The organism is Novosphingobium sp. BL-S-34 (assembly GCF_056857015.1).
Window position 1 is genome coordinate 1,000,968 of sequence record NZ_CM166472.1, and the last position, 19,630, is coordinate 1,020,597.

Below are 19,630 nucleotides of genomic sequence, written 5' to 3' on the forward strand. Positions count from 1 at the left end.
CTCTCTTGTGCTTGCTGCGGGGAACAAGGTCCCCGAGACTTACCAGCAGGTCGAGAAGGGTAAACCAGTCTACCACCACTTCTCCGGCTTGGCCGCGAACTGCGCGCGCTGTTCAAGCGCGAGACCGGCGTTCAGCACGCCCTGTTCGTCGAAAGCCTTGCCGATGACCTGAAGACCCAGCGGCAGACCCTCACGGTTGAGGCCGGCCGGGACCGACATCGCCGGAAGACCCGCGAGCGAGGCCGGGACCGCGAAGACGTCGTTGAGGTACATCTTCAGCGGATCGTCGACGTTCTCGCCCAGGCCGAAAGCGGCCGAGGGCGCGGTCGGCGCGAGGATCACGTCGCACTGCTCGAAGGCATGCGCGAAGTCCTGCGCGATTAGCGCGCGGACCTTCTGGGCCTGCGTGTAGTAGGCGTCGTAGAAGCCGGCCGAGAGCACGTACGTGCCGATCAGGATGCGGCGCTTCACCTCGGGGCCGAAACCGGCGGCGCGGGTAGCGGCGTACATGTCCTGAAGGTTGGCACCGTCCGGGAGGTCGCGAAGGCCATAACGCACGCCGTCATAGCGCGCGAGGTTGGACGAGGCTTCGGCAGGCGCAATGATGTAGTATGTCGGCAGCGCGTACTTGGTGTGCGGCAGCGAGATCTCGACGATCTCCGCGCCCGCATCCTTCAACCAGGCGATGCCGTCGTCCCACGACTTCGACACGTCGTCGTCCAGGCCGTCGACGCGGTATTCCTTGGGAATGCCGACCTTCTTGCCCTTCATGTCGCCGGAAAGCGCCGCTTCCCAGTTCGGCACCGGCAGGTCGAGGCTGGTCGAATCCTTGGCGTCGAAACCGGCCATGGCTTCGAGCATGATCGCGCAGTCCTGCACCGAGCGGGCCATCGGGCCTGCCTGGTCGAGCGAACTGGCGAAAGCGACCACGCCCCAGCGCGAGCAACGGCCGTAGGTCGGCTTGATGCCGGTGGTGCCGGTGAACGCAGCAGGCTGGCGGATCGAGCCGCCGGTATCCGTGCCGGTCGCCGCCGGGCAGAGACGCGCGGCGAGAGCCGACGACGAACCGCCCGAGGAACCACCCGGAGCCAGCGCGGCGTTGCCGCCGTCATTCCGCTTCCACGGCGAGATCACATTGCCGAAGTAGCTGGTCTCGTTCGACGAGCCCATGGCGAACTGGTCAAGGTTGAGCTTGCCCAGCATGCCCGCGCCGGCGTCCCACAGCTTCTGCGAGACGGTCGATTCGTACTGCGGCTTGAAGCCTTCCAGCATGTGGCTGGCGGCCGTGGTCTGCACGTCGAAAGTCGCGAACAGGTCCTTCATGCCGATCGGCACGCCGCCCATCTTGCCGAGCGCTTCGCCGCGCGCGCGCTTGGCATCGGTGGCCTGTGCGGCTTCGATCGCCTTTTCGGGCGTGGCGATGATGAAGGCGTTCAGCGCTTCCTGCGCGGCGGCGACATTGGCGTTGAACGCTTCTGCCACTTCGACAGCGGAGAAATCGCCGTTCGCAACGCCGTCGCGGATCTGCGCGACGCCGAGTTCCGTAAGAGAGTTTGAAGTATCGGGCATTATTCGATCACCTTGGGCACGCCGAAGAAGCCGTGTTCGGCGGCGGGAGCATTGGCCAGAACGGCATCGCGCTTGTTGCCACCGGTCAGCGGATCGGCATCGATCACGTCGTCGCGCAGGCGCAGCGTGTTGGGGATGACGGCGGTCATCGGCTCGACGTTCGAGGTATCGACTTCGCCGAGTTGCTCCACCCAGGCGAGAATGCCGTTGAGTTCGGGGACCATCGCCTCGATTTCAGCCTCGCTCACCTTGATGCGGGCAAGGCTGGCGATCTTCGCAACGGTTGCGGTATCGACCGACATGGCTTTCCTTCAGGTTTGACCGGCATGGCGCACCACGCCGGGAGATCAGTCCGGGCAGCTAGCACCCGGCCGAATTTGCTTCAAGCAGGGACGCCTCCGCGAGGAGCACGCCCCGATGTGCTATTGGCAGGCGCGTTACTGGCCGGATTGCCCCGGTTGCGCCTGCTCCTGGCCTTGACCTTGTTGTGCCGCGATCATCGCGTCCAGCTCGGCCTGGGTCTTGAAGTCCAGCAAGGTGACTTCGAAGACGAGATCCGAATTCGGCGGAATCGGTCCGCCGCCCTCGGCGCCGTAGGCCAGCTCCGAAGGGATCTCCAGGCGATAGCTGCCGCCGCGCTGCATCTGCACGAGGCCGTCGGCGAAGCCGGGCACGACGCTTCCAACCGCCATCGGCATCTGCTCGTTCTGGTCGAACACGGTGCCGTCCTTGAGCATGCCCTTGTAGCTCACCAGCACATAGTCCTCACGGGTGGGCTTTTCGCCCTGCCCCGCGGTCAGCGTGGTGACGGCGACCTTGCGGGCCGGCGCGGCAGCGGTGGAGCCGACAGCCGGCGCGGCCTTTTCCTGCGCGGCGGCCGGAGCCGCGGCAGGCAGGACGAAAGCCAGCGCCAGAAGCGAAGAGCCGATCTTGCGGTTCATGAAGGACGCGATCAGCGTGCCGGGCCTTCGGCGCCGGGCACGGCACCGCCCGGAAGGGCGCCGCCGGGGATGGCCGCGCCGGGTGCGCCAGGAGCACCGCCGCCCTGCATCTGCTGGAGCTGCTGCATCAGGCGCTGCTGCTGTTCGATCTCGGCGCGGCTCTTGAAGTCCAGCAGCTCGATCTCGAAGTTCAGGTCCGTGTTTGCCGGGATCTGGCCCACGGCCTTGTCGCCGTAAGCAAGCTTCGCGGGAATCTCGACGTCGTACTTGCCGCCGCGCTGCATCTTCACCAGCGCCTTGGAGAAGCCCGGGATCACTTCGTTGAGCGCCATCGGCACCTGCTGGGCCTGGTCGAAGACCTTACCGTCAGGCAGCGTGCCCTTGTAGTTGATGAGCACCACATCCGCCACGGTCGGCAATTCGCCGGTGCCGGCGGTCAGCGTCTTGACATGGACCTGCGGCGGCAGGGCAGCATAGGCGACACCACCCGCGGCCAGCGCGATTGCAGCGACGCCGAGCCAGATCTTGCCCAGCGAGCCCTTTTCAATCGGCTGCAGCGGAACGCGAGTGATCTCAGTCATGGTCTAGGGCCTCGTTCGGGTTCGCCCGCCAGGAACACCTGCACGGCAGATGCACAAAGGGCGCGGATGGAAATTTCCGCGCCCTCATGGCTCAAGCCGGAGCGGCGTTCAAGCCGCAAGCCGAGCAATTTAAGATGTGCCAATCACAATCGTGTCATCACGATCCTGACTGTAGCGGCATCCTTGCGCGAGGCCCGCTCGGAAACGGGAACCATGCGCTGCCGCAACCCCGCCCACCGGGCGGGGCCGACGCCGATCTTACTTGGCGCCGTCACGCTCCATGCGCTTACGCTCCAGCTTGCGGGCGCGACGCACAGCGGCGGCCTTTTCGCGAGCGCGCTTTTCCGACGGCTTTTCGTAGTGACGGCGCAGCTTCATCTCGCGGTAGACGCCTTCACGCTGCAGCTTCTTCTTGAGCGCACGAAGAGCCTGATCGACGTTATTGTCGCGGACGAGAATCTGCATAAACCGACACACCTCACAAATCAAAAGTACGAATTCCGCATTCCGACGCGGAAGGTACCCTGAAAGAAAAACACGAATTTGCACCGAATCCCATGGCGGGGTCGGCTCGAAGTTGGGGGCCGCTAGCACTGCCAGCACCGGAAGGCAAGCAACCTTGGCCGTTTTCTTGGCCCGGATGCGCTCTCCACCGGGTTTTGAAGCCCCGATGGAGAGCACTTATACACCGATAGAAAGGATCAGGCCAGTTGATCCACGACCAGGCCCGCGGCGGAAACCGCAGCCGAGGTCGCCGCCGAAGCAGTATAGGTCGTTCCCTCGGCCTGTTGGGCCTTCAGGTTCTCGAGAAACGCCTGCACGGCTGCGAGAGTCGCGTCGGCTTCGTCGGTCTCTTCGGTATCGTCGGTCGAATCGGTTTCATCCGTTTCGTCCGTCGCCTCGGTTTCGTCGGTTTCGTCGGCTTCCTCGACGGACCCGCCGCCGGGAGGCGGACCGCCCGCGCCGCGAGGGCCACCGGGACCACCGGGGCCGCCCGGCCCGCCTGGTCCGCCGGAGCCACCTTCACCCGCAGCGCCCGCATCGCCGCCTTGCGACGGGCCTTGCGCGAACAGCGACTGCAAGGCGCTCGCCTGGTCCTCGCTGAGCGTGCCATTCTCCACCTGGTCGGAGATCAGCGAATCGATCCGATCCTTCATCTGCGAAGGCGCGAGCCGGCTGGCCGATCCGCTCGTACCGAGCGCGTCGTCGATCGAATCGAGGGCCGATTCGAGCGCCGAGGCGTCCGTATCGCTGATCGATCCATTGCCGACCGCGGTCGAGATCTTGTCGTCCATGTCCTGACGCGGATTGAAAAGAGCGCTCAGCGCGCTCGTCGACGATGAGATTTGCATTATTATGTCTCCTTGCGGAGTGGGGTCGCACCCTGGAACCTTTATAGACGACTGCCCTGCCGGACGGTTCGGACGGCGACGATTGGAAAACTGCGCATTCGCGGCTAAGGCGGCGCGATGTCCCAACCTTCCTTTCTTGCCTCCTCGCTCTTCGTGGCGTTCGGCGGCGGTCTAGGCTCCTGGCTCCGGTATCTCGCCGGGCTGGCCTGGACCACCGCCATCGGACCTGTCCGCGCCGGCGCGTTTCCCTATGGCACCCTGACCGTCAATGTCGTCGGCAGCCTTGCCATGGGCGTGCTGGCCGGCTGGCTACTGCTGCGCGGCACCGAGGGCGAGAGCGCTCGCCTGCTTATCGGCGTCGGCGTATTAGGCGGCTTCACCACGTTTTCCTCGTTCAGCCTCGATACCATTGCCCTCGTCTCGCGCGGGCAGGTCGGTCTTGCGGCTTTCTATGTCGCGATCACGCTGATCGCAGGCTTCGCCGCGCTGTTTGCCGGTCTTTCCATCATGAAGGGAGTCGCCGCATGAGCCGCGACAATTCGGACACTGTCCGCCAATTTACCGTAGGCCGCGACGATGAAGGCGTTCGTCTCGATCGCTGGTTCAAGCGCCACTTGCCCGAAGTGGGCTTCGCCATGGTCTCGCGCTGGGCGCGAACCGGGCAGATCCGCGTCGACGGCAAGCGCGCCGATGTCGATACCCGCCTGACGCCCGGGCAGGTCCTGCGCGTACCGCCGGGCGGCGAGGCCAAGCCCGGCCTGGGCGGATCGCGCCCGCGCCGCGAACTGACCGAGGAAGAGATCGAACGCGCCGACGCCATGGTCCTCACGCAGGACCGCGCCGCCATCGTGCTCAACAAGCCGCCGGGCCTCGCCACGCAGGGCGGCTCGGGCATGAAGGAGCACGTCGACGGCCTGCTCGACGCTTATGCCGGAAAGGGTCCGCGTCCGCGCCTGGTCCACCGCCTCGACAAGGACACCTCGGGCGTTCTGCTGGTCGCCCGCACGCCGGGCAGCGCGGCGTTCTTCTCCAAGCGGTTCTCCGGTCGCACCGCGCGCAAGATCTACTGGGCGCTGGTGGTCGGCGTGCCGAGCATCAACGACGGTATGATCGAGCTGCCGCTCGCCAAGCAGCCGGGCACCGGCGGCGAGAAGATGCACGTCGATGAGGAAGGCGGCCAGTCGGCCCGCACCCGCTACCGCGTGCTCGATCGCGCCGGCAACCGCGCCGCCTGGGTGGAACTCCACCCGCTGACCGGTCGTACCCACCAGCTTCGCGTCCACATGGCCGCCATTGGCCACCCCATCGTCGGCGATGGCAAGTACGGCGGCCAGGAAGCGTTCCTCTCGGGCACGATCAGCCGCAAGATGCACCTTCATGCGCGCCGCCTGATCATCGATCACCCGGACGGCGTGCCGCTCGACGTGACCGCCCCCCTGCCCGAGCATTTCGCCAATTCGCTGGCCTCGCTCGGCTTCGACGAGAACGACGGTGCCGAATTGCCCGAAGCGCCCCCGGCGCCCGGGAAGGACGACGAGAAGCGCATGGCCAAGGCCCATGCCAAGCAGTACCGCAAGGAACGCCGCGGCGAACGACGCTCACGCCGCGACGGCAGCTCGGAACGCCCCGGTTCGCGCGGCAAGCCTTCGGGCAAGCCCGGCAGCAAGCTGGGTGCCAAGCCTGCCGGAAAACCCGCGGGCAGGCCGGCGGCCAAGGCCGGGCCCGGCGCCAAGCCCGCTTCCAGGCCCGCTTCCAAGCCCACTGGCAAGCCCTCTGGCAAGCCCGCCCCCCGCCCCGGCGGCGCGCGTCCCTCTGCAGGTGGTCCGTCGTCGCCGCGAGGTAAGCGGTGACCACGTCCGTGAAGCTCGCCGTCTTCGATTGCGACGGCACGCTGGTCGATGGCCAGGCGCCGATCTGCGAGGCGATGGAGGCGAGCTTCGCCGAATTCGGCCTGGTCGCCCCCTCCCGCGCCCTGATCCGGCGCGCGGTGGGCCTCTCGCTGCCGCAGGCCATCCGCCAGCTGCTGCCGGAAAGCGACGAGCGCCAGCAGGACGCCATGGCCGAGGCCTACAAGGTGTCGTTCCGCCAGGCCCGCGAAGAGGGGCGCGTGTCGCAACCCCTGTTCCCCGGTATCGAGGATTGCCTGCGCACGCTCCACGCCCGCGGCTGGACGCTCGCGGTCGCTACCGGCATGTCCGATCGCGGCCTGACGCATTGCCTGGCGGCGAACGGGATTTCCGATCTTTTCGTCACGCTCCAGACCGCCGACCGCCATCCCTCCAAGCCGCATCCCGCGATGCTGGAGGAAGCCTTGATAGAGGCCGGGGCGATGCCGGAAGCCGCCGTGATGATCGGTGACACGGCCTATGACATGAAGATGGCCCGGGCCGCCGGGACCCGTGCCGTCGGCGTGGATTGGGGCTATCATCACCCGCGCGAACTGATCGAGGCCGGCGCCGAAAAGGTCTGCGAAGCGCCGAACGACCTCATGGAGTACCTGCTGACGTGAGCGAGAAAGACCCCGCAAAGGCCCGCTTCGCCACGATCCAGCTCGTGCGCCTGTTCGGCGTCGCCTGCGTGATTGCGGGCATGGCGATCGGCGCCAACAAGCTCGCCGCGCCGCTCTGGCTCGGCTACCTGCTGATCGCCAACGGCCTTGTCGACGTCTTCGTCGTCCCCAAGATCCTCGCCCGCAAATGGCGCAGTCCGCGATGAAGCGCTTCTACAAGGAAGCCGGCGTCGGGGAGATCGATGGCCAGTGGCGCGTGCTGCTGGACGGCCGCCCCATCAGGACGGCCGGCGGCCGCGCGCAGATCGTCCCCACCCGCGCGCTGGCCGAAGCGCTGGCCGCCGAATGGGCCGCGCAGGGCGAGCAGATCGACGCCCAGTCCTTCCACTTGCGCGACCTGGCCGACTTCGCGATCGACGCCGTCGCCCAGGACCGGGCGCAGACCGTGCGTGACGTGCTGCCTTATGCCGAAACCGACACGCTCTGCTATCGCGGCGATCCCGAGGACGCGCTCTACCAGCGCCAGCTGGCCTTGTGGGAGCCCCTGCTGGCGCAAGCCGAACAGCGCTACGACATCCGCTTCGCCCGCATTTCCGGCGTGCTCCACAAGCCTCAGCCCGCCGAAACGCTGGCGCGGCTGGAAACCGCCCTCGCCGCCGAGAACGACTTTGCGCTGGCGGCGCTGAAGATGCTCTCCAGCCTTGCCGCGTCGCTGGTGATCGCCATGGCGGCGATTCGGTCCGATGCCGATGCCGAGGCCCTGTGGAACGCGGCCAACCTCGAAGAAGACTGGCAGGTCGAACTCTGGGGCGAAGACTGGGAAGCCGCCGAACGCCGCGCCGCAAGGTTCGAGGCGTTCAAGCTGGCGATCCGGCTGGCCGCACTGGCGCGCGCCTGAAGCTGCACGAAAAAGCCGAAAAGCCCGCCCCGGTCGAACCGGAGCGGGCTTTTTTTATAGCCTCACGCGGCAGAGCCGCCGTGCAGACTTGGCTCTGATCAGAACTTCACGCCAAGACCGGCAAGGCCGTAGTGGCGGCTGTAGCCCTGTTCGAAGTTCGAATAGTTGTATTCGACCTTGCCGAACAGGTTGCCACCGAAGTCATGTTCAAAACCGGCGCCAAGGCGGAAACCGTCGAGGTTGACGCCGTCGCTGTCCTTGTTGACGCCGTCGTTGTACGTCACGCGCAGCCGGGCATTGGTGTAGCCACCCAGCACGTAGAGCTTGGTCGTGTCACCGACATTGGTGCCGACGCGGGCAATCGCGGAGAGATCGCGGCCGGCGCGAACGCAGAGCTTGTCCCCGGTAGCCAGGAGATCGGTTGCGCATTCCTTGGTGGTGCTGCCCGAAATGCCCGCCTGGATGCCGAAGAACAAGGCTTCGCGCACCGGGAAATCATAACCTGCGGCCACGCCGTAAGTCAGGCCTTCCGACGAACCGCCATTGACCGAAACGCTGTCGAGACCGGTCTGAGCCTGGACATAAGCCTGCGCATTGGCGGCGACGGGCGCGGCAAAAAGGGCGACGGCGCCAAGAAGGGCGAACTTGTTCATGGTAGCTCCTGCATTCTGTTTTACCCGGCCGTTGCGGCCGCGGGGTCCGGGCCGAATACAGCGCAGGAAAATGCTTTCAATACAGCGCACTGAACAAGTCACGTCACAGAAGTGTCATTGTGATGTTTTTACCACAACACCGCCCTCAAGAATGAAGGCCGACTGCGGATTTCTGGAAAACAGAAAATGGGCGAAAAAATAAAAAGAGGCGTCTGAATTAAAATTCCAAATCGCCTCCTACTTACCTCGACCCTGCACCCAAATGCGACAATTACTTACAGCAATTGTCATGATTATTGAGGCGCAGCGCTTGCCCCGCCGCTTTTCACCCAGGTGGCGACCTGGTTGGCAACGTCATTCGCCGCCTTGTTGAGCGCCGGACCGACCGAGGCTGCTTCCGCCTTCACGCCCGGCACGATCGCCTCGAACCGCCGGGTCACGAGCGGGCCGCTGCGCTCGGTGCGGATCGCGTCGAAACGCACGATGACCGATGACGTGGGGACGTCATAGCCCATCTGCAGCAGCCTTCCGCCGATCAGCGTCTTGCCGGTGACCTCGAAATCGCCGCCTTCGACGACGAGCTGGCCGGTCTGGGCCCGCAAGGTCTCTGCCAGAAGCGAGCGGAACTGACGGCTCGGCTTTTCAATCCACCAGCCGTCCTTGAGATAGGACAGGGTCGATCCGTCCACCCTCACCGGCACGCGCAGCACGTCCAGGCTGCGATCGGCTTCGGGATCGAGCACGACAATGGCCTCGGAGATCTGCCCGGTGGCCTGCGAACCGGCCGGCGCGGTCTGGTCCGGCGTCAGGCGCAGCAGCAGGTCGGGGGCCTTGGGCGCCAGGCTGATGCAGCCCGAAAGCGCCAGGGCTGCCGCGGCTGCAAGCGCGCCGCCGAGGATCGGGGTCTTGTGCCGGAGCTTCATCGCGGTTCCCATCTTCATTCTCGGTTCGTGCAGGCGCATGGATCGCCCGTTCATGGCTTGTACGTGGGCAGCTTCTGCCCCTTGATGAGCGCGCCAGCGCCCTGCTCGTCGATCTTTTCCGTCACGTTGCGCAGCGCCTTGCTGGTGGCGCGCAAGTCGCGGATCGCAGCTTCGGCGGCGGGAAGCGTCTGCTGCGAGACCTGATCGAAGGCCGGCTGCGCATGCTGCAGGGTCTGGTCCAGCGTCTCCATCGACTTCTGCGCCGCGCCCAGCGTGTTGCGGAGCTGCTCGGCCAGCGAATTGCCCTGATCGCCCAGAAGACTGTCGGCCTTGCCGGCCACGCCTTCGAACGCGGTCAGCGTGCGGGTCGCCTGGTTGAGCGTGCCCTGAAGTTCGGCCAGGGTCTGCTTCACTTGCGGCGTCGCCGACGAAAGATCCTTGGTCATCTTGTCGGTGTTCTTGAGAATACCGGTGATCGACCGGCGGTTCTCTTCCGAGAGGAGCAGGTTGAGGTTTTCGGTCAGCGTCGCCAGGCGCTCCAGCAACAGCGGAGCGTTCGACAGGATTTCACCCAGGCCGCCGCGCTTGGTGGGGATGACCGGCACGCCTTCCGGACCCGGCTCGGTCAGCAGCGGCGCATCCTTCACGGCGCCTTCAAGCTGGATATCGGCAACGCCGGTGAAGCTGCCCTGTATCGTGGCGGTGGTGCCGACGGTGACGGGCACTTTCTTGTCCACCTTCACCCGCACGCGGATGAAGCTGGGATCCTGCGGCCACAGCTCGATTTCCTTGATCTGCCCTACCGGCACGCCCGCGTAATCGACGCCCGACCCCTTGGCCAGGCCATCGACCGATTGCTTGAAGAAGATGTCGTATTCGTTGCGCGCACCATCGTTCAGGCGCGCAATCCAGATGATGAACGCCGCCAGGGTCGCCAGAAGGACCAGCGTGACGGCTCCGACCCAGATATGATTGGCCCGTGTTTCCATGCTGATTACCCTATGCCCCGCGTCCGTTGATATCGCGCCCGTTGCTGCTGTCCACGGCCGGTCCTTCGGGAGGGGAACCGTCCTGCGCGACAAGCGCGTCGTCGTTCATCGAAATCTCGTCTTTCGCGCCCAGCGCGGCACGGCCGCGCGGGCCGTTGAAATATTCCTGGATCCAGGGGTGATCGAGCGCCAGCAATTCCGGGATCGTGCCCACGGCGATCACCTGCTTGTCCGCCAGCACCGCCACGCGATCGCAAATGGCGTGAAGCGTATCGAGATCGTGAGTGATGAGGAATACCGTCAGCCCGAGCGTCTCCTTCAACCCGCGCGTCAGCCGGTCGAAAGCGGCGGCACCGATCGGGTCGAGGCCGGCGGTCGGCTCGTCCAGAAACAGAAGTTCGGGATCGAGCGCCAGCGCCCGCGCCAGGCCGGCACGCTTGCGCATGCCGCCCGAAAGCTCGTTGGGATACTTGTAAGCGGATTCTTCCGACAGGCCCGCGAGCCGGACCTTGAAGCGCGCGATATCGCCGCGCATCTGGTCGGTGATTTCGGGATAGAACTGCTTGAGCGGCACTTCCACGTTCTCACCCACGGTCAAGGTCGAGAACAAGGCGCCGCCCTGGAACAAGACGCCCCACCGGGAGCGCAAGTCGCGGCCTTCCTCATCGGTGGAATCGCCCATGTGATGACCGAGCACGGTGATCTCGCCCGATTCCGGCTGCTGGAGCCCGATGATCGAGCGCATCAGCACCGATTTGCCGGTGCCCGATCCGCCGACGACGCCCAGAATCTCACCCCTACGGACCTTGAGCGAGAGATTCTCGTGAATGACGTGATCGCCGAAGGCATTGCGCAGCCCCTCGACCACGATCGGGAATTTCTCATCGGAATCGGCGGCGGTTTCCGCCGGCTCCGCCTGAAGGCTTTCGCTTTCGATCATTGCCAGCCGATCTTGGTGAAGAAGATCGCGAAGAAGGCGTCGAGCACGATCACGGTGAAGATCGCCGTGACCACCGCCTGGGTGGTGCGCGCGCCCACTTCCTCGGCGTTCGAGGTCACCTGCATCCCCTGATAGCAGCCTGCGAGGGCGACGATCAGCGCGAAGACGGGGGCCTTGAGCAAGCCCACCCAGACGTCAGTGATCGGCACGACTTCCTGAGTGCGCTGAAGGAAAGTCCAGAACGGAATATCGAGCGCGAAATTCGCGATGAAGGCGCCGCCGATGATCGCCAGCACCGTGGAATAGAAGCCGAGCAGCGGCATCATCAGCATCGCCGCCAGCACGCGCGGAACCACCAGAGCCTGCATCGGCGAGACGCCGATGGTGCGCATGGCGTCCACCTCCTCGGTCAACTTCATCGTGCCGATCTGCGCCGCAAAGGCCGAGCCCGAGCGCCCCGCGACCATGATCGCGGTCATCAGGATGCCCAGTTCGCGCATCGCGAGCCGGCCGGTGAGGTTGATCGTGTAGATTTCGGCGCCGAACTGCGCCAGCTGCACCGCGCCCTGCTGGGCGATGACGATGCCGATGAGGAAGCTCATCAACCCGACGATCCACAGCGAGTTGACGCCCACATGCTGCATGTGATGCACCAGCGCCGTGCCCCGAAGCCGCGAGGGGTGCCGGATAGCCGCGCCGAGCGCCGAGATCAGCTCCCCCAGGAAGCCGACAGAGCGGACCAGCCCGTGCCCCCAGCCGACCACGAGATCACCGAGTTCGCCCACCGTGCGGACCAGAAGAGGCCGTTCCGGCTCGATCTCAGGCTGTTCGTCAGGGACGCGGCCGATCGCCGCGAACAGGTGCTTGGCCTGGTCGCTTTCACCCACGACTTCAAGGTTATGCTCGCTTGCATAGCGGCAGACGAGCCAGGCGCCGGTGGTGTCGATATCGGTGACGCCGGACATGTCGATCCGGTCGAACGGGCCGTGCAAGGCGGCCAGCTTGTGGTCGAGATTGCCCAGAGAATGGACGCGCAACGGCCCCTTCAGCGCCACAGTCTGGACGCCGTCCTGGTCGCTTTCCGACAGAGTGAATTCAGCCCATTCCCGCATGTGTGCTCGTATTGGGGGAAAATGCCTGTACCGGCAAGGGGTTCCCCCGGCGCGGCGAATTGTTCATTTCGCAATCGCAACCGTATTGGAGCCATCCTTTATGCACGTCCCGCGACTATGGCGGCATCCCGTGTTGGCGGCACTTGCGAATGACGCCCCGCACTGGCAAAGCGCGGCGCCATGACCGACACTCCAGAAGCCTCCCCCGAAACCGCGCCCGAAGCCGCGCTGGACAAGACTTTCGACCCCGCCCAGATCGAGGCGAAGTGGTACCAGCACTGGGAAGGCGAAGGCCTTTTCCGCCCCGAACGCCCTGACGCGCAGCCGTTCACCATCGTGAACCCGCCGCCGAACGTCACCGGATCGCTCCACATCGGCCACGCGCTGGACAATACGCTGCAGGACATCGTGATCCGTCACGAACGCCTGAAGGGCAAGGACGCGCTCTGGGTGGTCGGCACCGACCACGCCGGCATCGCCACGCAGATGGTGGTCGAGCGCCAGATGGAGGCCAAGCAAGACAAGCGCGCCAACTACACGCGTGAGCAGTTCATCGAGAAGGTCTGGGAATGGAAGGCCGAATCCGGCGGCACCATCACCGGCCAGCTGCGCCGCCTGGGCTGCTCGATGGACTGGAGCCGCGAGCAGTTCACGATGGACCCGCACTTCACCAAGGCCGTGGTCAAGGTCTTCGTGGATCTGCACAAGCAGGGCCTGATCTACCGCGACAAGCGCCTGGTGAACTGGGACCCCAAGTTCCGCACCGCCATTTCCGACCTTGAGGTCGAAACGCGCGAGACCAACGGCCACTTCTGGCACATCAAGTATCCGCTTTCGGACGGTTCGGGCCACATCCACGTCGCCACCACCCGCCCCGAAACGATGCTGGCCGACATGGCCGTCGCGGTGAACCCGGAGGATGAACGCTACAAGGAACTCCTTGCACGCGGCGCCACCGTCACCCTGCCGCTCACCGGCCGCGAGATTCCCATCGTTGCGGACGAGCATGCCGATCCCGAACTGGGCTCCGGCGCGGTGAAGATCACCCCGGGTCATGATTTCAACGACTTCGAGGTGGGCAAGCGCGCAGGCTTCAAGGCCGGCGACATGCTCAACATGCTCGATGCCGATGCCAAGGTCTGCCAGACGCAGGACGGCCTCGTCCCCGCGCAGTTCATCGGCATGGACCGGTTCGAGGCGCGCAAGGCGATCGTCGCATTCCTGGAGGATGACGGCCTGCTCGAAAAGGTCGAGGATCGCGTGATCCAGACCCCGTTCGGCGACCGCAGCGGCGTGGTCATCGAACCCTGGCTGACCGACCAGTGGTACGTGGATGCGCAGACGCTGGCCGGCCCGCCGATGGAAGCCGTCCGCTCGGGCGCCATCGAGATCGTCCCCAAGACCTGGGAAAAGACCTTCTTCAACTGGATGGAAAACATCCAGCCCTGGTGCGTGTCCCGCCAGCTCTGGTGGGGCCACCGCATCCCGGCGTGGTATTCGGAAGACGGCGAAATCTTCGTCGCCGAAACCGAGGAAGAGGCACAGGCGCAGGCCGGCAACAAGAAGCTGACCCGCGACAACGACGTGCTGGATACCTGGTTCTCCTCCGCGCTCTGGCCCTTCGCCACGCTCGGCTGGCCTGATGAAGATGCGCCGCTGCTGAAGAAGCACTATCCGAACGACCTGCTCGTTTCCGGCTTCGACATCCTGTTCTTCTGGGATGCGCGCATGGCGATGCAGGGCATCCACTTCATGAAGGAAGTGCCGTGGAAGCGGCTCTACCTCCACGGCCTCGTCCGCGCCGCCGATGGCCAGAAGATGTCGAAGTCCAAGGGCAACGTGGTCGATCCGCTGGGCCTGATCGACAAGTACGGCGCCGACGCGCTGCGCTTCTTCATGGCTGCCATGGAGAGCCAGGGCCGCGACGTGAAGATGGATGAAAAGCGCGTCGAAGGTTACCGCAACTTCGCCACGAAGCTGTGGAACGCCGCGCGCTTCTGCCAGTCCAACGGCATCGTCGCCAGCACCTCCGTCGCCGCCCCCAAGGCGACCACGGCGGTCAACAAGTGGATCATCGGCGAAGTCGTCGAAACCGTCGCCGCGCTGGACAAGGCCATGGCCGACTTGCGTTTCGACGCGGCTGCCAATGCGATCTACCACTTCGTCTGGAACCAGTTCTGCGACTGGTACATCGAACTCATCAAGGGCAGCTTCGATGACGAGACCAAGGCCGTCGCCGGCTGGGTGCTCGACCAGATCCTCGTCATGCTCCACCCCTTCATGCCCTTCGTCACCGAAGAGTTGTGGAGCAAGATGGGCACCCGCGAGAACGACCTGATCGTCGCCGCATGGCCCGCACCGGAAGCCGCGGTCGATGCCGGGGCCAAGGCCGAAGTCGAGTGGCTGATCGCGCTGATCGGCAACCTTCGCGGCGCCAAGTCCGAACTCGGCATCGCGCCGGGCGCCCGCCTTACCGCCTATGTCGCCGACCCTTCCGACGCGACCCGCGCGGTGATCGGCCGCAACGGCACCGCGATCGACCGTCTGGCCCGTCTGGATGCGATCCACTTCGAGGCTGCCCCCGCCGGTGCCGCCATGCAGGTGGGCGCGGGCGATGCGACCCTGGCGATCCCGCTGGAAGGCGTGATCGACATTGCGGCGGAAAAGGCGCGCCTCGAAAAGGCCATGGCCGCTTCGGTCAAGGAGCGGGATTCGCTCGACAAGCGTTTGGGTAATCCGGCCTTCGTCGAGAAGGCCAAGCCCGAGGCGATCGACAAGGCGCGTGCGGATCATGCGCACCACTCGGCGGAGGCGGAGCGTCTGGCTGCGGCGCTGGCGCGGCTGGGATAAGAAAAGGGAAACGCAGGGGTTAACACCCCTGCACCCCGATACTGGCGAGGTCGCGCGCGCAGCCACGCCCGTGCTCTCCTTGCGACCGCAGGCCATTTGTCTCCCGGCTCCCAGTGGGCGCAAAACGGCCAGCCAGGGCGAGACCTCGACATTCCGAGGGTCTGGGGGATCATCCCCCAGGACTTCTCACTTTTTTCGATTTCCTACATCACGCGCATCTGACACCTTCGCGCGCGTGATCGCCCTGCTCTTCCTGCACGCAACCAGCCGCAAGATGACACCTCCCACACAAGGTGACATTTTCTCCCCTGGACCGTGTAAACTGTGTCAACCACGCTCCATCAAACTGCATTCGAGAATACCGTGACGCTTGCTCTTGCCACCACCACTCCCGGCGAACCCGAAGTATTCGCCTCGCTTCAGGGCGAAGGCGCCAGCATGGGGCGGCCGAGCACTTTCGTGCGGCTGTCGCGCTGCAATCTGGCCTGCGAGTGGTGCGACACCGCCTATACCTGGCGCTTTTCCGGCGATAACCGCTTCCATCGGGACGAGCTTGCGTTCGAGCGAAAGGCCAACCAGGTCATGGCCGAAGAAGCCGACGTGGCGCGCATGGTGGCCGACCTTCCGCCCGACCGGCTGGTCATCACCGGCGGCGAGCCCCTGCTTCAGGGCGCGCAGCTGGCGCGGATGCTGGCGGCGCTCGACGAGGCGCGACCGGGGATGCATGTCGAGATCGAGACGAACGGCTCGGTTGCGCCCCATGCGGGCCTCGACGCACGGGTGCAGCAGTACAACGTCAGCCCCAAGCTCTCGCACAGCGGCAACCCGGCGGAACTGGCGCTGGTGCCCGAGCGGCTCGACGCTTGGGCGGCGGACCCGCGGGCCTGGTTCAAGTTCGTGGTGGCGGAACCTGCCGACGTGGACGAAGTCCGCGCGCTCCAGGAACGCCACGCGATCCCCGCCGAGCGGATATTCCTGATGCCGGAAGGTCGCTCCAGCGATGTCATCCGGCAGAGGTCGGGATGGCTCTCGGATTTATGCACGCAGGAAGGCTATCGCTTCACGGACCGGCTGCACATACACATCTGGGGCGATACGCGGGGAACTTGAGGGGCATATGAACGAGGCATCACCGATTCCGCACGGGGAAACCGAACCCGAGGAGGGACAGCCCCCCCGGCAGATGGAGCGGATGAAGGGCGACCTCACGCAGGGACCGATCCTGAAGACGCTGATGGTCTTCTCGGTGCCGATGCTGATTTCCAACGTGCTCCAGACGCTGAACGGGTCGGTCAACGCGATCTGGGTCGGGCGCTTGCTGGGCGAGGCCGCGCTGGCGGCAACGGCCAATGCCAACGTCATCATGTTCCTGCTCTTCGCGCTGGTGTTCGGCTTCGGCATGGCCACGACGGTGCGCGTCGGCCAGCACTTCGGCGCGCGCGACATCGACGCGGCGCGGCGCACGTTCGGCTCCGGGCTGGGCTTCTGTCTCGTTCTCTCGGGGCTTTGCGGCATCGGCGGCTGGTTCGGGGCGGATGCCCTGCTCCATTCGCTCGGCACGCCCGAGGCCAGCCGGGTCGAGGCGCTCGCCTACTTGCGGGTGATCTTCGTGACGATCCCGCTAGGCTCGATGTCGATGATGGTCTCCATGGGGATGCGCGGCGCGGGCGATTCCAAGACGCCGCTCTACGCCATGATCCTGACGGTCGCGCTCGACATCGTGCTCAATCCGCTCCTCATCATCGGGCCCGGCCCGATCCCCACGCTGGGTATCGCCGGCTCGGCCATGGCCACGGCCTTCGCGAACTTCGCCGGCCTGGTCTACCAGCTCTGGCGCATCTACCGGCAGGACCTGCCGATGCGCCTGCGCGGGCCGGAACTGGGCTATCTGGTGCCGCGCGGCCCTGAACTGGCCTATGTGATCGTCAAGGGCCTGCCGATGGGCGCCCAGATGCTGCTGGTGTCCTCCGCCGGCCTCATCATGGTCAGCCTCGTCAACCGCGAGGGGCTGGACGCCGCGGCAGCCTACGGGGCCTCGCTGCAATTGTGGAACTACCTCCAGATGCCCGCTTTCGCGATCGGCTCGGCGGTGAGCGCCATGGTGGCGCAGTCGCTCGGCGCGGGCGACCATGGCCGTGTCGGCAAAGTGACCGAAGTGGGCCTCGTCACCAACCTGGCGCTCTCGACCCTGGTGGCGGCGCTGATCGTGCTGTTCGACCGCCCGCTGCTGGCATTGTTCCTGGGCGGAGACAGCCCGGCCATGCCGATCGCCCGGCACATTCAGCTCGTCTGCACGGCCAGCTTCGTGATCGTGTCGATCACGATGATCCTCACCGGCACGATGCGCGCCTATGGCGCCGTGGTGGCCCCGCTCGTAATCATGTTCCTGGGTCTCTATCCGGGACGTCTGGGCTTCTACTGGCTCGCCTATCCGGTCATCGACAGCGACGCGGTGTGGTGGTCCTATCCCGTCGGTTCGGCCCTGACTGTCGCTCTGACGATCGGCTACTACCGCTGGGGCAAGTGGCGCGCGGCGTTCAAGGCCTGACCGCGCGCGCCGGGTTCTCCGCGGTTTTGCTTATCTGCCCTGGGCCCGCCAGCGCTGGACCGTGCGGAGCACCATCTCCTCCTCGCCGCCGGATTGGCTCCAGAGTTCGATGAACGAGGGATCGGCGGACGCCGGGCGGCGGAATTCCTCCAGATCGTCGAACGAAGCGCGGATCGGGATCGCCACGCCTTCGCCGCAGATCACGCATTCGCGGTTGCGCAGCGCCGGGATGGAATCGAGGAAACCCCGCGCGCCTTCAGGCATGGCCGCGCGGACGAAAGCCTGATCGCGGTCGTTGTTGAGACGCATCGAGATGATCGTGCCGCACTGCGAGAGCACGCCCTCCGCAAGGTCGGACGGCCGCTGCGTGATAAGGCCCAGCGAAATGCCGTACTTTCGGCCCTCCTTGGCGATGCGCGAAAGGATGCGGCCGACCGACGAACCGTCGGCGTTCTTCTCGTTCGGAACGTAGCGGTGCGCTTCCTCGCAGACGAGCAGGATCGGCCGCGTCTTCTCCTCCCGCGCCCAGACGGCGAAGTCGAAGACCATGCGGCTGAGCACGGCCACCACGGTGCTGGTGATGTCGGACGGCACGCCGGACACGTCGATGATCGAGATCGGCCGCCCGCGCGAAGGCAGGCGAAACAGCTGCGAGACGAACTCGGCCATCGTGTCGCCCACCAGCATGCCCGAGAACATGAACTGGTAGCGCGGATCGCCCTTCAATTCGTCGAGCTTGTTGCGCAGCCGCATGTAGGGCGCGCTGGAGTGGCCCTTGTCGAGCTTGCCCATGTGGTTGTTCAGGATGTTGGACAAGTCGGAGAGCAGATAGGGAATCGGCGAATCGACGGTGATCTTGCCGATCTGCTCCGCCAGGCGGTTCCTCGCCCGCGCCTCCAGGAGGCACTTGCCCAGGATCTCGCAATCCAGCTGCCGCTCATCGCCGCGCGTGGTGACCAGGACCTCGCAATGTTCCTCGAAGTTCATCAGCCAATAGGGCATCTGCAGGTTCGAGACGTCGAGGATCACGCCGGTGTTGCGGAAGGCGGCAGCATATTCGCCGTGGGGATCGACCATGATGATATGGCCTTCCGGCGCCTGTTCGCAGATCCGGTGGAGGATCAGCGCGGTGCTCGTAGACTTGCCGGTGCCGGTCGAACCCAGCAGCGCGAAGTGCTTGCCGAGCAGGGTATCGATGTAGAGCCCGGCGCGAATGTCCTTGGTGGGATAGACGGTGCCGATCTGAACCGCCTGCCGCCCGTCGCTGGCATAGACCTGGCGCAAGTCGTCCGTGTCGGCCGGGTAGACCAGCGCGCCGGGCGTCGGATAGCGCGTGACGCCGCGGCGAAATCCATGGATGCGACCCGTCAGCCGTTCCTCCAGCCCTTCACCCAAAAAGTCGGCCTCGGCGACGATGCCGCCGGGGACGGTGGCGTCGCTCTTCTGGTTGCGGATGCTGGCGAGCAACCAGCCCCGGCCCACCCGGACCTTGACCTGGCTGCCGACTTGCCCCGACATGGCGATCGAAGGATCGACGTGCTGCGCGGCATCGTTGAGGCGCGCCAGATCGAAGGCGATGCGGGCGCCGGCACCGGAAATCTCCAGGATCACGCCGATCGGCTCGCGCCCCTCTTCGCCGCCCACCCGGGGGTGCGGGGCCGTCGCAGGATCGAAGCCGTCCATTCGCATCTCGTTCATTGAGCCCTCGAAACAAGCGTTTTCGTTCGAAAACGCTAGTTCGGCGCGGTTAATTTCCGCCTAAGAG

The 19,630-nt window shown here is 65.5% G+C and carries 20 protein-coding genes; 8 read left to right on the forward strand and 12 right to left on the reverse strand.

Annotated features, from left to right (window positions below; genetic code table 11):
- Positions 1-69: 69 nt before the first annotated feature.
- From gatA to AC1VV3_RS04640, 6 genes are all read right to left on the reverse strand, one after another.
- On the reverse strand, positions 70-1,569 hold the full coding sequence (gene gatA, locus AC1VV3_RS04615) for an Asp-tRNA(Asn)/Glu-tRNA(Gln) amidotransferase subunit GatA (RefSeq protein ID WP_431566943.1): 1,500 nt from the start codon (positions 1,567-1,569) through the stop codon (positions 70-72).
- On the reverse strand, positions 1,569-1,871 hold the full coding sequence (gene gatC / locus AC1VV3_RS04620; protein ID WP_134093159.1) for an Asp-tRNA(Asn)/Glu-tRNA(Gln) amidotransferase subunit GatC: 303 nt from the start codon (positions 1,869-1,871) through the stop codon (positions 1,569-1,571). Before gatC ends, gatA begins: the two co-directional genes overlap by 1 nt.
- A 135-nt stretch (positions 1,872-2,006) precedes the next feature.
- Positions 2,007-2,510, reverse strand: a complete 504-nt coding sequence (locus AC1VV3_RS04625; protein WP_132263428.1) for an FKBP-type peptidyl-prolyl cis-trans isomerase — start codon at positions 2,508-2,510, stop codon at positions 2,007-2,009.
- 11 nt (positions 2,511-2,521) lie between these two features.
- Complete coding sequence (locus AC1VV3_RS04630; protein ID WP_482961972.1) at positions 2,522-3,091, reverse strand: FKBP-type peptidyl-prolyl cis-trans isomerase; 570 nt, start codon at positions 3,089-3,091, stop codon at positions 2,522-2,524.
- 258 nt (positions 3,092-3,349) lie between these two features.
- The gene (gene rpsU / locus AC1VV3_RS04635) at positions 3,350-3,556 is read right to left on the reverse strand and encodes a 30S ribosomal protein S21 (protein WP_007688176.1); all 207 of its coding nucleotides are present in this window, start codon (positions 3,554-3,556) and stop codon (positions 3,350-3,352) included.
- Positions 3,557-3,792: 236 nt separating this feature from the next.
- The gene (locus tag AC1VV3_RS04640) at positions 3,793-4,443 is read right to left on the reverse strand and encodes a hypothetical protein (protein ID WP_431566944.1); all 651 of its coding nucleotides are present in this window, start codon (positions 4,441-4,443) and stop codon (positions 3,793-3,795) included.
- Between the two features lie 117 nt (positions 4,444-4,560).
- Between AC1VV3_RS04640 and crcB the strand changes: the two genes are divergently transcribed.
- Genes crcB through AC1VV3_RS04665 form a run of 5 tightly spaced genes read left to right on the forward strand, consistent with a single transcriptional unit; the run spans position 4,561 to position 7,850 of the window.
- Entirely contained in the window at positions 4,561-4,971 is a 411-nt protein-coding gene (gene crcB, locus AC1VV3_RS04645) for a fluoride efflux transporter CrcB (RefSeq protein ID WP_132263433.1), read from the forward strand.
- Entirely contained in the window at positions 4,968-6,293 is a 1,326-nt protein-coding gene (locus tag AC1VV3_RS04650; RefSeq protein ID WP_431566945.1) for an RluA family pseudouridine synthase, read from the forward strand. The genes crcB and AC1VV3_RS04650 overlap by 4 nt, the downstream gene beginning before the upstream one ends.
- A gap of 8 nt (positions 6,294-6,301) precedes the next feature.
- Positions 6,302-6,952, forward strand: coding sequence for an HAD-IA family hydrolase (locus tag AC1VV3_RS04655; RefSeq protein WP_431566971.1), 651 nt, complete (start codon positions 6,302-6,304; stop codon positions 6,950-6,952).
- A complete protein-coding gene (locus tag AC1VV3_RS04660) occupies positions 6,949-7,158 on the forward strand; it encodes a hypothetical protein (protein ID WP_132263437.1) in 210 nt (69 codons plus the stop codon). The genes AC1VV3_RS04655 and AC1VV3_RS04660 overlap by 4 nt, the downstream gene beginning before the upstream one ends.
- The gene (locus AC1VV3_RS04665; protein WP_132264176.1) at positions 7,155-7,850 is read left to right on the forward strand and encodes an ATP12 family chaperone protein; all 696 of its coding nucleotides are present in this window, start codon (positions 7,155-7,157) and stop codon (positions 7,848-7,850) included. The genes AC1VV3_RS04660 and AC1VV3_RS04665 overlap by 4 nt, the downstream gene beginning before the upstream one ends.
- Positions 7,851-7,948: 98 nt before the next feature.
- Here the strand turns inward: AC1VV3_RS04665 and AC1VV3_RS04670 are convergent, their stop codons facing one another.
- The 5 genes from AC1VV3_RS04670 to AC1VV3_RS04690 all read right to left on the reverse strand — a co-directional run bounded on the left by AC1VV3_RS04670 (position 7,949) and on the right by AC1VV3_RS04690 (position 12,467).
- Positions 7,949-8,503: an outer membrane protein gene (locus AC1VV3_RS04670; RefSeq protein ID WP_431566946.1), complete on the reverse strand. Its 555-nt coding sequence runs from the start codon at positions 8,501-8,503 to the stop codon at positions 7,949-7,951.
- Positions 8,504-8,796: 293 nt separating this feature from the next.
- Positions 8,797-9,444, reverse strand: coding sequence for an ABC-type transport auxiliary lipoprotein family protein (locus tag AC1VV3_RS04675; protein ID WP_243840862.1), 648 nt, complete (start codon positions 9,442-9,444; stop codon positions 8,797-8,799).
- 32 nt (positions 9,445-9,476) lie between these two features.
- Positions 9,477-10,415 (reverse strand): MlaD family protein, encoded by a 939-nt coding sequence (locus tag AC1VV3_RS04680; RefSeq protein ID WP_132263441.1) that lies wholly within the window; start codon positions 10,413-10,415, stop codon positions 9,477-9,479.
- Between the two features lie 10 nt (positions 10,416-10,425).
- Entirely contained in the window at positions 10,426-11,355 is a 930-nt protein-coding gene (locus AC1VV3_RS04685) for an ABC transporter ATP-binding protein (RefSeq protein ID WP_243654090.1), read from the reverse strand.
- Positions 11,352-12,467 carry an ABC transporter permease gene (locus tag AC1VV3_RS04690; protein ID WP_132263443.1) on the reverse strand — a complete coding sequence of 372 codons (1,116 nt, stop codon included), beginning with the start codon at positions 12,465-12,467 and terminating at the stop codon, positions 11,352-11,354. Before AC1VV3_RS04690 ends, AC1VV3_RS04685 begins: the two co-directional genes overlap by 4 nt.
- A gap of 180 nt (positions 12,468-12,647) precedes the next feature.
- Between AC1VV3_RS04690 and AC1VV3_RS04695 the strand changes: the two genes are divergently transcribed.
- From AC1VV3_RS04695 to AC1VV3_RS04705, 3 genes are all read left to right on the forward strand, one after another.
- Complete coding sequence (locus tag AC1VV3_RS04695; RefSeq protein WP_431566947.1) at positions 12,648-15,317, forward strand: valine--tRNA ligase; 2,670 nt, start codon at positions 12,648-12,650, stop codon at positions 15,315-15,317.
- Between the two features lie 363 nt (positions 15,318-15,680).
- Positions 15,681-16,427, forward strand: coding sequence for a 7-carboxy-7-deazaguanine synthase QueE (locus tag AC1VV3_RS04700; RefSeq protein ID WP_431566948.1), 747 nt, complete (start codon positions 15,681-15,683; stop codon positions 16,425-16,427).
- 7 nt (positions 16,428-16,434) lie between these two features.
- The gene (locus AC1VV3_RS04705; protein ID WP_431566949.1) at positions 16,435-17,865 is read left to right on the forward strand and encodes an MATE family efflux transporter; all 1,431 of its coding nucleotides are present in this window, start codon (positions 16,435-16,437) and stop codon (positions 17,863-17,865) included.
- A gap of 30 nt (positions 17,866-17,895) precedes the next feature.
- Here AC1VV3_RS04705 and AC1VV3_RS04710 read toward each other — a convergent pair whose 3' ends face one another.
- Positions 17,896-19,563, reverse strand: a complete 1,668-nt coding sequence (locus AC1VV3_RS04710) for an ATP-binding protein (RefSeq protein WP_482961973.1) — start codon at positions 19,561-19,563, stop codon at positions 17,896-17,898.
- Between the last annotated feature and the right edge of the window lie 67 nt (positions 19,564-19,630).

Bases quoted from the DNA above. Each gene is read 5' to 3' on its own strand.
- AC1VV3_RS04670 (WP_431566946.1), bottom strand. From the start codon at position 8,503: ATGAACAAGTTCGCCCTTCTTGGCGCCGTCGCCCTTTTTGCCGCGCCC.
- AC1VV3_RS04680 (WP_132263441.1), bottom strand. From the start codon at position 10,415: ATGGAAACACGGGCCAATCATATCTGGGTCGGAGCCGTCACGCTGGTC.
- AC1VV3_RS04675 (WP_243840862.1), bottom strand. From the start codon at position 9,444: ATGAAGATGGGAACCGCGATGAAGCTCCGGCACAAGACCCCGATCCTC.
- AC1VV3_RS04650 (WP_431566945.1), top strand. From the start codon at position 4,968: ATGAGCCGCGACAATTCGGACACTGTCCGCCAATTTACCGTAGGCCGC.
- AC1VV3_RS04630 (WP_482961972.1), bottom strand. From the start codon at position 3,091: ATGACTGAGATCACTCGCGTTCCGCTGCAGCCGATTGAAAAGGGCTCG.
- AC1VV3_RS04695 (WP_431566947.1), top strand. From the start codon at position 12,648: ATGACCGACACTCCAGAAGCCTCCCCCGAAACCGCGCCCGAAGCCGCG.
- AC1VV3_RS04705 (WP_431566949.1), top strand. From the start codon at position 16,435: ATGAACGAGGCATCACCGATTCCGCACGGGGAAACCGAACCCGAGGAG.
- AC1VV3_RS04685 (WP_243654090.1), bottom strand. From the start codon at position 11,355: ATGATCGAAAGCGAAAGCCTTCAGGCGGAGCCGGCGGAAACCGCCGCC.
- AC1VV3_RS04625 (WP_132263428.1), bottom strand. From the start codon at position 2,510: ATGAACCGCAAGATCGGCTCTTCGCTTCTGGCGCTGGCTTTCGTCCTG.
- AC1VV3_RS04710 (WP_482961973.1), bottom strand. From the start codon at position 19,563: ATGAACGAGATGCGAATGGACGGCTTCGATCCTGCGACGGCCCCGCAC.
- gatC (WP_134093159.1), bottom strand. From the start codon at position 1,871: ATGTCGGTCGATACCGCAACCGTTGCGAAGATCGCCAGCCTTGCCCGC.
- crcB (WP_132263433.1), top strand. From the start codon at position 4,561: ATGTCCCAACCTTCCTTTCTTGCCTCCTCGCTCTTCGTGGCGTTCGGC.
- AC1VV3_RS04640 (WP_431566944.1), bottom strand. From the start codon at position 4,443: ATGCAAATCTCATCGTCGACGAGCGCGCTGAGCGCTCTTTTCAATCCG.
- gatA (WP_431566943.1), bottom strand. From the start codon at position 1,569: ATGCCCGATACTTCAAACTCTCTTACGGAACTCGGCGTCGCGCAGATC.
- AC1VV3_RS04690 (WP_132263443.1), bottom strand. From the start codon at position 12,467: ATGCGGGAATGGGCTGAATTCACTCTGTCGGAAAGCGACCAGGACGGC.
- rpsU (WP_007688176.1), bottom strand. From the start codon at position 3,556: ATGCAGATTCTCGTCCGCGACAATAACGTCGATCAGGCTCTTCGTGCG.
- AC1VV3_RS04665 (WP_132264176.1), top strand. From the start codon at position 7,155: ATGAAGCGCTTCTACAAGGAAGCCGGCGTCGGGGAGATCGATGGCCAG.